Genomic DNA, 15,463 nt, shown 5'->3' on the forward strand with positions numbered 1-15,463 from the left:
AATTGTGACTTTCTTTCTTTTTTTCATAAAATTCTGCCTTCTTTACAACTTTGTCTTTTGATTCTTCGCATAAACTCGGTATCTTTGGGCTGATTTTACCATATAAACTGAATTATGCAGGATTTTGTTCATTTACATGTTCACACTCAATATTCTATTCTGGACGGGCAAGCATCCATTACCCGCCTGGTAGACAAAGCCATCGGAAATGGTATGAAAGGTATTGCCATTACTGACCATGGTGATATGTTCGGTATCAAAGAGTTTTTCAATTATGTAAATAAGAAAAACGGAGCCACAAACGGAGAAATAAAAGACTTGAAGAAAAAAATAGCCGGACTGGAAAGCGGAAAGACAGAATCGGAAAACGTAGAAGCCGATTTGGCAACCTGCCGCGAACAACTGGAAGCTGCCCAAAAAAGATTGTTCAAACCAATTATCGGATGCGAAATGTATGTCGCACGCAACCGGCTGAGCGATAAAAACGGTAAACCCGACCAAAGTGGTTATCACCTGATTGTACTTGCCAAAAACCTGCAAGGTTATCACAACCTTATCAAACTGGTATCGAAAGCCTGGACAGAAGGATTCTATATGCGCCCCCGCACCGACCGGGCAGAACTTGAAAAATATCATGAAGGACTGATTGTTTGTTCTGCCTGTCTGGGAGGAGAAGTACCACGACGCATCACTGCAGGACAGTTTGCCGAAGCAGAAGAAGCTATGCAATGGTACAAGAATCTGTTTGGCGATGATTATTATCTGGAGTTGCAACGCCATAAAGCTACTGTGCCACGCGCCAATCACGAAGTCTATAAATTGCAGGAAACGGTCAACAAGAAACTTATCGAGTATGCAAAAAAATACGATATCAAGCTGGTCTGCACCAACGACGTACATTTTGTTGACGAAGAAAATGCTGAAGCACACGACCGGTTGATATGCCTGAGCACAGGCAAAGACCTGGACGACCCTAAACGCATGCTTTACACCAAACAAGAGTGGATGAAGACGCGCGAAGAGATGAACGCCATCTTCAGCGATGTGCCCGAAGCACTGGCCAACACCTGTGAAGTATGCGATAAGGTTGAATTTTATTCAATAGACCATGCTCCGATTATGCCGACTTTTGCCATTCCGGAAGATTTCGGCACAGAAGAAGAGTATCGTAAAAAATATACTGAAAAAGACCTGTTCGACGAATTCACGCAAGACGAAAACGGGAACATTGTCATGAGTGAAGCCGATGCCAAAGCAAAAATAGACCGACTGGGAGGTTACGAAAAATTATACCGTATCAAACTGGAAGCAGACTATCTGGCAAAACTTGCTTACGAAGGTGCCCGCCGACGCTACGGTGACGAGCTGAGTGAAGAAGTAAAGGAACGTATCAAATTCGAACTGCACATCATGAAAACCATGGGTTTCCCCGGATACTTTCTGATTGTGCAAGACTTCATTTCGGCCGCACGTAATCTGCTGGATGTTTCCGTAGGACCCGGACGTGGTTCAGCGGCAGGTTCGGCTGTAGCATACTGTCTGGGCATTACACAGATTGACCCTATCAAATATGACTTGCTGTTTGAACGTTTCTTAAATCCTGACCGAATCTCATTGCCTGATATTGACGTCGATTTTGACGATGATGGTCGAGGACGCGTTTTAAACTGGGTAACAGAAAAATACGGACAAGAGAAAGTAGCACATATCATCACTTATGGAACCATGGCTACCAAACTTGCCATCAAAGATGTTGCACGAGTGCAAAAGCTTCCTCTTTCCGAGTCTGACAGGCTATGTAAACTGATACCCGACAAGATTCCAGACAAAAAGCTGAATCTCCCGAATGCCATTGCTTATGTCCCCGAACTGCAGGAGGCAGAGGTTTCTCCGAACCCAATCCTGCGTGACACAATCAAATATGCAAAGATGCTGGAAGGCAATGTACGCAATACAGGGGTACATGCATGTGGTACAATCATCTGCCGCGATGACATCACCGACTGGGTGCCAGTAAGTACAGCTGATGATAAAGAAACCGGCGAGAAGATGCTGGTGACTCAATACGAAGGGTCTGTTATCGAAGAAACAGGACTAATCAAGATGGACTTCTTAGGTCTGAAAACCCTGTCTATCATCAAAGAAGCCCTTGAAAACATCCGTCACAGCAAGGGAATACAACTGAATATAGACGAAATTCCGATTGACGACCCTGCTACCTATAAATTATATAGCGACGGACGGACCATCGGTACATTCCAGTTCGAGTCCGCCGGTATGCAGAAATATCTCCGTGAACTTCAGCCTTCCACTTTTGAAGACTTGATTGCCATGAATGCCCTGTATCGTCCGGGACCGATGGATTATATTCCAGACTTCATCGACCGGAAACACGGACGGAAGCCAATAGAATATGACATTCCTATCATGGAAAAGTACCTGAAAGATACTTATGGCATTACAGTATACCAAGAGCAGGTGATGCTGCTCTCACGCCTGCTTGCTGATTTTACACGAGGCGAATCGGATGCCCTGCGTAAAGCGATGGGAAAGAAATTGCGTGACAAGCTGGATCACATGAAACCCAAATTTATCGAAGGGGGAAAGAAAAACGGACACGACCCGAAGACCCTTGAAAAGATTTGGGCTGACTGGGAGAAATTCGCTTCGTATGCATTCAACAAATCGCACGCTACATGCTACTCGTGGGTAGCCTACCAGACAGCTTATCTGAAAGCCAATTATCCGTCTGAGTACATGGCTGCAACCATGAGCCGGAACATTTCAAATATCACCGAAATTACCAAACTGATGGATGAATGTAAGGCTACAGGCATCAATGTACTGGGACCGGATGTAAATGAAAGTAACCTGAAATTCTCGGTAAACTACCACGGAGACATCCGGTTCGGACTAGGTGCCATCAAAGGAGTAGGCGAATCAGCTGTACAAAGCATTTTGTCAGAACGGGAAAAAAACGGACCGTTCAAAAACATCTTCGATTTCGTGCAACGTGTCAACCTGTCGGCTTGCAACCGCAAAAACATTGAAAACCTGGCATTGGCAGGCGGATTTGATAGCTTTACAGGTATCAAACGTGAAGATTTCTTTATGAAAAACGCCAAAGAAGAAACGTTCACCGAAGTACTGGTACGTTATGGTAACCGGTACCAGCTGGACAAAGCAGCTACGGCCAATTCTCTGTTTGGTGGTACCGAAGAAATAGAAATAGCAACTCCGGAAATCATTTCCGCACCGACATGGAGCGATTTGGAACGCTTGAATAAAGAACGTGAACTGGTAGGTATCTACCTTTCCGCCCATCCGCTTGACGAATATGCTGTCATACTGGAAGATGTATGCAATACGCACATGATACAACTGGCAGACCTGACACCACTGCAAAATCATGACCTGACCATGGGAGGTATCGTTACTGGTGTACGCGAAGGATATACCCGTACAGGAAAACCCTATGGCATAGCCAAAATAGAAGACTACTCAGGAACAGGTGAATTTGCATTTTTCGGCAACGAATGGGTAGATAAAAAGAACTTTTTTGTAGAAGGTATGTTCCTTTATCTAAAAGGTAAATGCCAGCCCAAGCAATGGAAACCTGACGAATGGGAAATAAAAGTCAACACCATTGAACTGCTACCAGACGTAAAAGACCGGCTGATAGAAAAACTGACCGTAACAGCTCCACTGTCTGCTATCAATGACGAAATGATTATGGAATTGGGGTCTATGGTAAAAGACAGTCCGGGAAATACCGAATTATACTTCTTCATCCGCGATGAAGACGGACAAATGTTTGTCAACTTGCTTTCACGCACATTGAAGATTGAAGTACATAAAAACCTAGTAAATTATTTAAAAACCCAACCTTTGTTGGACTATAAAATAAATTAGTATATATTTGCGTAGATATTTTGATAACAATAAACATTTGAATTATGGCACTGACAATTAAAGATGACAATTTTGATGCAATCGTAGCAGAAGGAAAACCAGTAGTATTGGACTTTTGGGCAACATGGTGTGGACCTTGCCGCCAGATTGCCCCGTATATTGAAGAACTGGCCGAAGAATACAAAGACACTGTAAACATCGGTAAATGTGATGTGGACGAAAATTCAGACCTGCCCGGACAGTTTGGAGTTCGTAATATTCCAACCGTACTTTTCATCAAAGATGGTAAAGTCGTTGACAAACAAGTAGGAGCTACTACAAAAGCCGCTCTGAAAGAAAAAGTAGAAGCTTTGTTGAAGTAATTTCTTCAAGTAAATATCATTAATCTTAAATATGAATATCCGCAATCTGCCCCATTCTGAAACAAAGGCTAAAGTTGTATTTATCCTACAAAAGATACAAGGCTAATACCAAATAGCACCTGACAGATTGACAAAATGCGGATATTCATTCTAAAAAAAGAACTGAACTATGGGAATGGATGACAATTTCTTGTTGGAAGATGAAGACGATGAAAAGACCATCGCATTCATCAAGAATTATTTGCCGCAAGATTTAAAAGGCAAATTCTCGGATGACGAACTGTATTATATGCTCGACTTGATAGTAGATTACTATACAACCAGCGGCTGTTTGGATGCTCAACCCGATGAAGAAGGATACATCAACATCGACCAGGATGAAATTGTAAACTACATAGTCGGTGAAGCCAAGAAAGACGGAATGGGTCCTTTCGACCCAGATGATGTATTTTTCGTGGTGCAAGGCGAAATGGAATACGGCAACTCATTGGGAGAAGTAGAATAAACACTTATCCCTTACCTCTTATAAATCCACAAAGACATACACCAATGTCTTTGTGGATTTTTTATTCACCATTCACTTTATTTCCTACAAAATGTTGCTCGTTCTGCTTTTTTTGTTACTTTTGCACAATTAGTTCAATATTAAGACAACATTAAACACACAAAAGACTGTATGAAAAAAGCACTTTTAAAAATCTTTTTTCTGCTGGCAGGGAGCTGTATATGGACAGCCTGCTCTGATGATACGCCCGACCAGACACCAGAAACGACAACAATAAGCAATGAAATCTATTATGCCAACAAATTAGGCAAAGACATCTTGAGTACATATTATTATTGGAATAAAAATATCAACGATGACCTGGAAGCATGGAATATCGAAACCAATGAAGACCCTATTGAAACTGTAGATAAAATCAGATACCACGAAGGCGACAAGTATATCGACAAATGGACCATGATGACCGATGATATGGATTCGTTTACCAGCAGCGTAGGCGGTGTGTCCACAACATTCGGATGGAACCTGACCGTTTACCTGGTGTCTGACGACAACCAATGTATCGGTGTAATCAATTATGTATCAGCAGGAAGCCCTGCAGAAAAAGCCGGACTGAAACGGGGAGACATCCTTTTATGGATAAACGGACAAAACATTACAACAGACAATTATCAAGAACTTTATTACGCTTCCTCGCTGACCGTTGCACTTGCAGAAATAGATTGGGAAAGCAATTCGATTGCCGCTTCGGGCAAAGAAGTAGAACTGACAGCCACAACCCTGTATGAAAATCCGATATTATGCGATACGGTCTACGAATTCAACGGCAAAAAAGTGGGCTACCTGGCTTATGCCAGTTTCGACCTGATTGCTATCCCTGAACTGGTAGAAATCGGCAAGAAATTCAAAAGCGAAAACATTTCCGAACTGATACTTGACCTGAGATATAACGGCGGAGGATATGTCATAACCGAAAACGTCCTGGCATCAATGTTTGCCCCACAAGCTGATGTAGAAGCGAAAAAAATATTCGAAAAAGAAACTTACAATGATTATCTGACAGAAATATACCGCCAAGAAGGCATCAGCCTGGAAACACGCTTCACCACAGAATATAACTATGATGATATTAACCTGCACATAAGTACCAAAGACGCCAACATCGGGTTAAAGAAAATATACGGAATCATTTCTTCCGGCACAGCCTCAGCATCCGAAGCTCTGCTAAGCGGACTAATGCCTTATATGGACATAGAACTGATAGGTACGGCCTCACATGGCAAGTATTGTACCGGATTGATGCTAAGTGGTGAAGATACATACCAACGCTGTCCGGAAGAAATCAAAAATTGGGGCGTATATATTATGGTCAGCATTTACCAAAACGCCAATGGAGAAACGCCCTGTATGCCCGACGGACTACAACCCGATGTAACGGTAGAAGACAATCCGATGCTTCCTTACCAGCTAGGCGATGTAAACGAACCTTTGCTGCAAGCAGCATTACTCCGTGCCGGACGTAAATACGAAAACCTCTCAACAAGAAGCCACAGCCAACTTCCTTTGTATCCAAGTTTGCCTATGCCTCAAAAAGCCACATTCGGGAAACGGATTCTCCTTCCTCCGGCGGCTATAAAACATTCCGACACGATAATGCCCGATATACAATAAGCAGACATCTGCCGCTTTCGTCAAGTCTTGACGAAAGCGGTGGGGGTCTGTCCATATTGACGGACAAAAACCCTGGTAAAATATTTCGGATCGTTAAAACCAACCTTATAAGCTACCTCAGACACAATTACATTACTACTATTTTCCAACAACAACTTCGCTTTCTGCAAACGGTAAACCTGCAGGAAACGTACAGGCGAAAGCCCTGTCAACGAAACCATTTTCTTATAGATGACTGCATAACTGACATGCAACATCTCCATCCACTCCTTTACGCCAAAATCAGAGTCAGCATAATTACGCTCCAATACTGCCAAAACTTCATTCATAAAAACCTTGTCTGGCTGGGCAAGGTCTTTCAACTCCGGCATAAATTCCTGCTCAACATCCGACCTACGTCGCTGTATCTCACGGTTTTTTATTACAGACTGAAGACAGGCCGACAAAACAGCCTCATCAAAAGGTTTGGTCAGATACCCATCAACGCCACTACCAAAACTTTCGGTCTGTGCTTCAGCGTCCGAATTGGCCGAAAGCAAAACAAAAGGAATATGTTTCAATGAACGGTCTGCACGTATTTTCCGACAAAAGGCAATACCGTCACATATCGGCATCATCAAATCGGAAAGAATCAAATCGGGTACCAGTTTGCATGCTAAATCATACCCCTGATTGCCGTCACTGGCCTCTGCCACATTATAAAACTTTTCAAGTATCACTTTTAAATAACACCGCATATCCGGATTATCCTCAACCAACAATAAAAGCGGCTTACTTCCATCTACCGGTACATAAGTTTCAGCATCATTACCCAATAATACAGGCTGCTGATGCATTACGGCATCCGGTTCTTTTTCGGCATCTGCCAATGTAACCGGGAAATAAAGCCGGAAAGCCACCCCTCGCCTATCCGAACTTTTAACTTTAATGACTCCACCCAACAAATTTACAATTTCTTTTACAATGTGAAGTCCGATTCCCGTATTCCGCTGCCCATATACCGAATAACGTTCTTGCCCTTTAATACTATAAAAACGATGAAATATGCGCTCGGTCTCTTCAGGCGGGATGTTACTCCCCGTATTTAAAACTGATAAATACAGCAACATCTTTCCCTCCTTATTCCTAAACTGGCAAGCATACAACGTAATCATTCCTCTTTCGGGAGTATGCTTGACTGCATTAGACAACAAATTGAACAGCACCTTGTGCAAATGCTCTTTATCGGAAGAAATAAAATCTGCCTTCAGACGAACCTTACAAGAAAAAATCAGATGATGCTCTTTCATCAATCCGGAAAAATCGGTTACAACAGCATTCAAAAAACGCCTGAAGTCAAAACATTCATAATTCAAGGTCAATTTCTTTGTATCAATCTTACGCAAATCTATCAGTTGTTCGACCAATGACAACAAATAACGGGCATTACGTAAGATAATTTGCAAACTTTCCTTTTGCTCTTTTCCGACAAGCTGACCTTCCAGTTGCTGGGCTGGTCCCTGAATCAATGTCAAAGGTGTCTTGAACTCATGTGCCATATTAGTAAAGTATGACAACTTCTCCCGATTTATCTCATCCATTTGTTTGGACATCGACACTATTTCATCCCGTTGCCGGATAATGGTTTCTCTCGAAGTCGTCAACTCGGTTATGGTCTGATGCAACTCTTGTGTACGTTCATCTATTTTCCTTTTCAATAGACGCTGAACATATTTTTGCCGGGAATTATATGCATAAACGGTATATCCCAATGCCAATATAGCGACCAATGCCAGCAACGTATAAAACCATCCGGTACGGTAAAAAGGAGGATGAACTATTATCTTTAGCCGGGTCAGTTGCGATGACCACGTATTATCATGATTCGTACAGCGCATCTCCAACGTATAGGTTCCAGGAGACAGATTGGTATACCTTGCAATCCGGTTCATCAATCCGATATTGGGGGTTTTATCCAATTCAAGAATACGGTAAGTATAAAAAACCTTTTCCGGTTCCAAATACTCCAGACAACTGAAAGTCACTTCAAACGAATTCTGGGGCGGATACAGATGCAATTCTTGGGCATTGACAATACTCGATAAAAGATTGGTCTCATCCAGATAAGGCACCAAAGACCGTCCTCCAAAAGAAACATTGGTCAGCACCACCTTACGCTGCTCTGGCACTGGAAAGTTCATAACCGGACAAAAGACCACCAACCCATCGGTAGTACCTAACAGCAAACGGTCATCCGAGGTCTTGCATCCTGAACGCCGATAAAACTGAGGCACCAACAATCCGTCTTCCTGATCAAACTTAAAAGCCCTCCGAGTAAGAATATCAAAAAAATAAACGCCTTTCAATGTACAAATCCACAAGTTTCCACTATCATCTGCGAATATACTTGAAATGCTTGTATCCGACAATCCACATCTCACATCGTAATTTTTAAACTTACACGCCGACAAAAGCCTTGCATCCTCCAATAAATAAATACCATTACCCTGACTACCCAAATAAATATCACCGTTCTGTGCCTCGAATATACATGTTACCCTCTCACTGACTGCATGCTCTGAAGCATCCAGCTTATACCGATAATAAAAACATTCATAAGTATCCTGCGGATTTGCCAAATCAATAACCCCCACTCCATTGCCACCTATCCACAAGCGGGAATGCGAATCTACGAGTATGGTATGCATATTATACATTTCCTCTCCCGTATGGGTATAATAATGCAACTGACTGATAGCTCCCGAAGAAAAGTCTAACAGATAAATGTAATTATTGCAGCAAATCCATAGCGAATTGCGTAGACTATCCAAAGCGATATCGTAAACATCATTCGACGGCAACTGAGTGGTAGATACATCATAATGTTCGAACACAGGAGCATCCAGACATTCTTTTGGCAACCGGTCAATTCCGCCACCTATGGTTGCTATCCAATAATTCCCTTCAAAATCCTGCACAATGCGTGATATATTATCATGCGACAAAGAACGGGAATCTCCAGGAACATGCCTGTAAAAACGAAAAGACCGGCTTCCTCTTCTACGGATAGCCAAGCCTCCATCGACCAGGCCAGCCAGAATATTTCCTTCATCGTCTTCTATCACCGTACTGATAACATTCGGACTGCCTTTTTCATACCCACGCAAAAAATAAGTGAATGAAATCCGTACCGGTGACAAAATATTGACTCCACCAAATTCTGTACCTACCCAAAATACATTATCGTCATCTACCCAGACCCGATTAATCAAATTATCATTCAACGACTGAGGAGCATCTCCCTTACCATACCTAGCAAAATGCCCACCCTGCCTGAGCACATTCAAACCATTGCGTGTACCTATCACCATATCGCCCGAAGTATTCCGGGTGATATCTGTTACAAAATCAGAAGACAAGCTTTCCGGGTCATCAGATGCATGACGATAAGAAACAAACTTCATATTCTGTGTGTCACAACAATACAATCCACTCTGAGTGCCCAGCCACAAATAATCTCCATAAGCATAAGCACTGGTGAAAATCAGCTTCGAGACATCAAGTCCAGTCCACAAAGACGTCAATGCATAATACTGGGTTCCGGAAGAAGCAAAACGGAAGAGACACCCGTATCCGCCAGCCCATACCTCGTTACCGTGCTGGACCAATACACGGATATCTACATCCGATTTCAGAATCTGCACATCCTGGATATGCCGAAACTTATCCAGCCTGACATACACCAACCCGTCACTTTTCCCAATCCACAAATTCTCGAACTCATCAATTAAAATCGTCTGGACCGGCGAATGAAGTATCTCCTGATGTTCACCTGCATAATCCCGAAACGATTCAACCTGCTCACTTTCCAAATCAATGAACATTACTCCTGCCTCGGTGGCTACCCACAAATGCCCACTATTATCTTCGGTAATGTCATTAATATAATTGCTTTCAATAACCCTTTCTTCCCAACCGGAAGATACAGAATAATGTTTGAATTCATAACCGTCATAACGGTCCAATCCGTTTGAAGTCCCTAACCATACAAAGTGGAAACGGTCTTGGTGAATGGCACGGATGGTATTGTCGCATAAACCTTCGTGCATCGTTACATAACGGTAATTAAAAGATGCAGAATTACTTTGGGCACATAAAATACCCCCAAAGGCTTCACCCAACAAACCAAGCACAACCAGCAACAAGGCAAGCGGCTTCATCCTATTCCTTTTATATATCATTCGAAACGTATCCAATCAACTTGCACATTTCTTCCCGACGACAAAGAAACACACAAATTATGAACCCCTTCTTGCAACCCGGTCAACGGCACCGTCAACGTCTGCCAACGTCCTACAGTAACAGGCACTTCTATATCAGCTATCACATGTCCATCGGCACAGACCTGTAACGTTCCACCCATCTCCGAACTTACCCGGGCGCTCACCTTTTGCAACTTTCCATCGCCAAAATCCACCCGATGAAAAGTAACCCATGCACCTTCATGACTGAAAAATGTCTTCCACCCTTCGAATTTATCATCCTGATTCACATAATCAATAAAAACTCCTTCTTCACTTTTTGTGCTATAACGGTCTATCTGAATCAGGCTACGGGCATCCGCAATCCCGACTCCACGCAAGGTAGGAACCACTTGCCGGATAGTCCCGTCAGCATTAAAAAACAACGAGTCAATACATACCGAACGATTCTTGTCGAAATCCGGGCTATAATCATTATGGTGATAAAACAAATACCATTGTCCCTTATACTCCAACAACGAATGATGATTGGTCCAGCATCCTGTAGGCGACTGGTCCATGATGATGCCCTTATATTCAAACGGTCCCATCGGAGAATCACTCATTGCATAAGCCAGACACTCCGTTTTATCTTTTACCCATGGATAAGTCAGATAATACTTACCATTGCGTTCGAAAGCAAAAGGCCCTTCTTTAAACCCATCTTTCACATCGGCCACAAGTACTGGAGCCGAATCCAGTTCTGTCAGGTTATCCTTCAGACGAGCTACATTCAATCCTCTTCCCGACCAATACAGATAAGCCTGTCCGTCTTTATCCAATAACACACAAGGGTCAATCCCCTGTACCCCAGCTATCGGCTCGGCCAAAGGCTTGAATGGCCCAAACGGAGTATCGGACGTAGCTACACCGATACGGAAGCCTTTCTCACCCTTTGGACTGGCAGGGAAAAAGAAATAATACGTTCCGTTCTTATACACACAATCGGGAGCCCACATCGAATAAGAGCCGGCATCACCCCATGGCACATCTGACTGGGAAAGTACAACCCCATGGTCTGTCCACTTCACCAGATCCTCTGATGAAAACACATGATAATCTTCCATACAAAACCATTCCTGCAAACGTTCTACAGGACTAGGAATATCGTGCGAAGGATAAAGATACACTTTCCCTTCGAATACCCGGGCTGTGGGATCAGCCGTAAACTGTCCGGAAATAATCGGATTTTGCGCTACAAGTCCAGAGAATGCCCCCAGACACAGCAATAAGACAAACAACACTCTTTTATTCATAATACTAAACCCAACAATTCTAAATGATTCAACAAAGATACACAAATACCTATAATTATCATTCTTTTATCCGAACGAAAATCTTTCTATTCCGAATAAAAAAAACGGGAATTTGTTTAAGAAATTGTTTTGAATTTATCGTGTATTGATTGGGGATGAGTTTTTGAGGCATTTCCGCTTGTGTAATGAGGAGGATAACGGGCTATCAGACGAATAAAACCGGAAAAACGAACCGGAAACAGATGCAAAAACTGAGATGTAATAATACTTTAATTGAATATCCGCTATCAGCCCATCCCGATGAGTTGAAAACGCAGTAGTACTGCATTCGCTGATGAAGATATATTCAACTGCTGATGAAGATATATTCAACCGCGGATGGAGATATATTCAACCGCGGATGCAGTATATATTCATTTTTCAGGGGTATATATTGGCTGTTGGCAGACATGCATTTATTTAAAAAGCATCCCATGTAGGGGGCAAAATGCGGATATCCATATTTATTTATCATCGCCTTCGGTACCTGTTTTTGCAGGTTGCATAAAACAGGCTCTTATCCAATATAGCTTTCGATTAATGCTCTCACTTCCGGCTTTTTCGATTTCAAACAAGTTGAGAGTTGTTTATGGATAAATTTCGCATTCGCATCAGACTGCTCTGCATATTTGCGTAAGGCAAGCGCGGCTGCCCGCTGTACTACAAGATATTCGCTTTCAACAGAGGTAAAAGCCTGGTCGATGAACTCTGCTTCGGCACGTTCGTTCAATACAAGTCCCCGCGACAGCAGGCGTGCCATCAGCAAGAAACCACACAAAAGGAAGTATTCGCGCTCATCTGCCATCCAGTGGAACACGACTTCCGCAGCATAAGGCAAACGCTGGAAAAGGTTCATCACTGTGTACTCTGCCAACTCGGGATAACGCATGTCTTCTATCCAGATATCGGCAATTTCAGGATAAAAAGTTTCCGTCGGCTGAAGCAACCCTGCCATAATCTTGCACTCCCGAATGTCTTCCTTCCACAAGGCTTGTGCCAAATCGTGGTCGGGAGTATATTCTGCCGCTATCTCCTTAATACGTGGGTACTCAATCCCGAAGTTAACTTTGTAATTCATCCCTTTCTCCCGCATGCTTTGCGATATGGGACCGTTCATAAACAAACGGAATTTTGATTTGATTTCTTTAAGTGTTTCGTGTAAGTCCATATTTCTTTTTTTGAATGTCGGCATTTAGCCACAAAAAAGTTATAGTAGCACAAAAATGATTTGCGAAAAATCATTTGTCATGCTGAGTAGAGAGTGTATCAAAATCGGAATCAACTTTCATTTTGTCATCCTGAGTGCCTATTTCCTGCGGAAAACCCATTCGATTATGACATTACTTTTTGACAGTCGTTTTTTCTTTTGATACAGCCTCCCTCAGGACAACAAAATAAAAGCCGTTTTATCTTTTGATATCCACCTTGAATGATATACCATGCGCTTCGTAATGGAATTTCTATTATTTCACATTCGCATACTCCCGGGCATAACGTAACATCTGTTCTGCATATCCCTCGGTATAAGATACCAGTACATCGGTCACCTTGCCTTCGGCATCGGTCTGTAAGGTATAAACGGGATTGACAAAACCTTTGTAAGGAGCCAAGTGCAGACGTTTGTAACGGCGTAACACCTCGGCATGGAGAATCGGGTCTACCTGTACTCCATACGTTTCCACCAACAGACGTGCCGCTTCGTAGTCGCCTTCGCTTTTAATGCGCTGCACTTCGGCAAGCAAGCGTCCGAAGAGTGTACGCAGATGGAGATAGTCGTTAATGCGTACATAGGTCTTTCCTTCGCGCACCACCATTTCGACCACCTTGTCTGTCTTTCCTTGTTCAAGTACCCAACGGGCTATCAGCTGACGATTCCGCATGTGTGCTTCTTCTACCGTATGACCAGGTTCTATCCGTACCAGCTGAGTCATCAGACCGTTCATCATATACGAATAATACGCAGCCTTATAGGCTTCGGCATCGGGTAGCAGTCCCAGTTCCAGCAGTTTGCTGTCGGCAAGGTAATACAGGCCGAACAAGTCGGCACGCGCCTCTTCAACCGTTGATCCATATGCTTTCAAGGCATCGGCATCCACGCCCGGAAGCAGCTTGCCCGAACCATGCCCCAAGCATTCGTGCAGGTCGGTGTGCAAGTCGTCTGTAATGTCGGCATACTTGTCAAGCAGAGCCAGTTCGGTATCGCCATATACAAATTCCTCACGGAAACCGTTTCCTCTGGCGGCACGATTGTATGCTTCGGTCAGGTTGCCGATAGTGACAGACTTTGAGCCATGCACGCTCCGTATCCAGTTCGAGTTAGGCAGGTTAATGCCAATAGCTGTTGACGGATACAAATCACCTCCCAAAATAGCAGCAGTAACGACTTTTGCCGAAACACCTTTTACGGATTTCTTTTTAAAACGCACATCAACAGGCGAATGATCTTCAAACCATTGTGCTTCGCCACTAATCAGTTCGGTGCGCCGTGTAGCCTCCAAATCCTTGAAGTCGACAATCGACTCCCAGCTTGCCTTCATCCCTAACGGGTCGCCATAACTCTCGATGAATCCGTTGACGAAATCCACCCGCGAACTAGTGTCCTTCAGCCATGCAATGGAATATTCATCGAATGTATGCAGACTGCCCGTACGGTAAAACTCTATCAGCAGACGGATGACCTGGATTTGTTTTTCATTTTCTGCCACGGTCTCGGCTTTTTCCAGCCAGTCGATGATACGCTCTATAGCTTCGGAATACATCCCGCCCACCTTCCAGACCTGTTCGGTAATCTGACCTTGTTCTTTCACCAACTTGCTATTCATTCCATACATTACCGGTTCATCGGTACTTCCCAATGCTTTTTGTCTTGCATAGAAAGTTTCCGCCTCACTTTGCGTTACTCCTTCATAATAGTTCGCGGCAGAGGTCTGAACCAAATCTTCTCCATCTGTCTGATTAACCCGTTTAGGCATCACATCCGGAGAAAAAATTACCGGAAAGAGTTTATTGCACATAGCCTGTACATCTTCCTCTCCTGCAAGTGGCAATACCGACGGACTTACAGCATCAATAAGCATGGAAAGATAATCGGGTGAAAATCCCGGTACAAACTTGTCGCATGCATAATGATGATGAATTCCATTCGAGAACCATACGCGTTTCAGGTAAATTTCGAACAAACGGAATTCTTCCGTATCACGGTTTCCGTTGAAATGTACGTAGAGTGTTTCGAGCAAACGACGGATTTGCAAATTGTATTTCCCGTTTTGGTCGAACAAGATGTCACGTCCCTCCAATGCTGCCTCTGAAAGATAATACACCAGCATTTTCTGTCTCAAAGACAACTGTTCGAACCCAGGTACCCGGTAACGCAAGATTTGTAAATCCGCAAATTGCTCTACCGTATAAGAGAATGTTTCTTCCATGAATACATTTTTA

8 protein-coding genes are annotated in these 15,463 nt (G+C 43.3%); 4 read left to right on the top strand and 4 right to left on the bottom strand.

Features of this window, described 5'->3' with window-relative positions:
- Positions 1-114 precede the first annotated feature (114 nt).
- The 4 genes from dnaE to B5G04_RS08940 all read left to right on the top strand — a co-directional run bounded on the left by dnaE (position 115) and on the right by B5G04_RS08940 (position 6,450).
- A complete protein-coding gene (gene dnaE / locus B5G04_RS08925; RefSeq protein WP_087396892.1) occupies positions 115-3,912 on the top strand; it encodes a DNA polymerase III subunit alpha in 3,798 nt (1,265 codons plus the stop codon).
- Positions 3,913-3,956: 44 nt separating this feature from the next.
- Positions 3,957-4,274, top strand: coding sequence for a thioredoxin (gene trxA, locus B5G04_RS08930; RefSeq protein ID WP_087396894.1), 318 nt, complete (start codon positions 3,957-3,959; stop codon positions 4,272-4,274).
- 169 nt (positions 4,275-4,443) lie between these two features.
- On the top strand, positions 4,444-4,779 hold the full coding sequence (locus tag B5G04_RS08935) for a hypothetical protein (protein ID WP_022041330.1): 336 nt from the start codon (positions 4,444-4,446) through the stop codon (positions 4,777-4,779).
- A gap of 171 nt (positions 4,780-4,950) precedes the next feature.
- On the top strand, positions 4,951-6,450 hold the full coding sequence (locus B5G04_RS08940) for a S41 family peptidase (protein WP_087396896.1): 1,500 nt from the start codon (positions 4,951-4,953) through the stop codon (positions 6,448-6,450).
- Between the two features lie 20 nt (positions 6,451-6,470).
- Here the strand turns inward: B5G04_RS08940 and B5G04_RS08945 are convergent, their stop codons facing one another.
- From B5G04_RS08945 to B5G04_RS08960, 4 genes are all read right to left on the bottom strand, one after another.
- A complete protein-coding gene (locus B5G04_RS08945) occupies positions 6,471-10,670 on the bottom strand; it encodes a two-component regulator propeller domain-containing protein (RefSeq protein ID WP_239414066.1) in 4,200 nt (1,399 codons plus the stop codon).
- On the bottom strand, positions 10,667-11,986 hold the full coding sequence (locus B5G04_RS08950; protein WP_087396900.1) for a family 43 glycosylhydrolase: 1,320 nt from the start codon (positions 11,984-11,986) through the stop codon (positions 10,667-10,669). The genes B5G04_RS08945 and B5G04_RS08950 overlap by 4 nt, the downstream gene beginning before the upstream one ends.
- A 556-nt stretch (positions 11,987-12,542) precedes the next feature.
- Positions 12,543-13,193: a DNA alkylation repair protein gene (locus B5G04_RS08955; protein WP_087210114.1), complete on the bottom strand. Its 651-nt coding sequence runs from the start codon at positions 13,191-13,193 to the stop codon at positions 12,543-12,545.
- Between the two features lie 295 nt (positions 13,194-13,488).
- Positions 13,489-15,450, bottom strand: coding sequence for a dipeptidyl-peptidase III (locus tag B5G04_RS08960; protein WP_022041323.1), 1,962 nt, complete (start codon positions 15,448-15,450; stop codon positions 13,489-13,491).
- Positions 15,451-15,463 lie beyond the last annotated feature (13 nt).

Source organism: Bacteroides sp. An51A (assembly GCF_002161565.1).
Taxonomy (GTDB): Bacteria; Bacteroidota; Bacteroidia; order Bacteroidales; family Bacteroidaceae; genus Phocaeicola; species Phocaeicola intestinalis.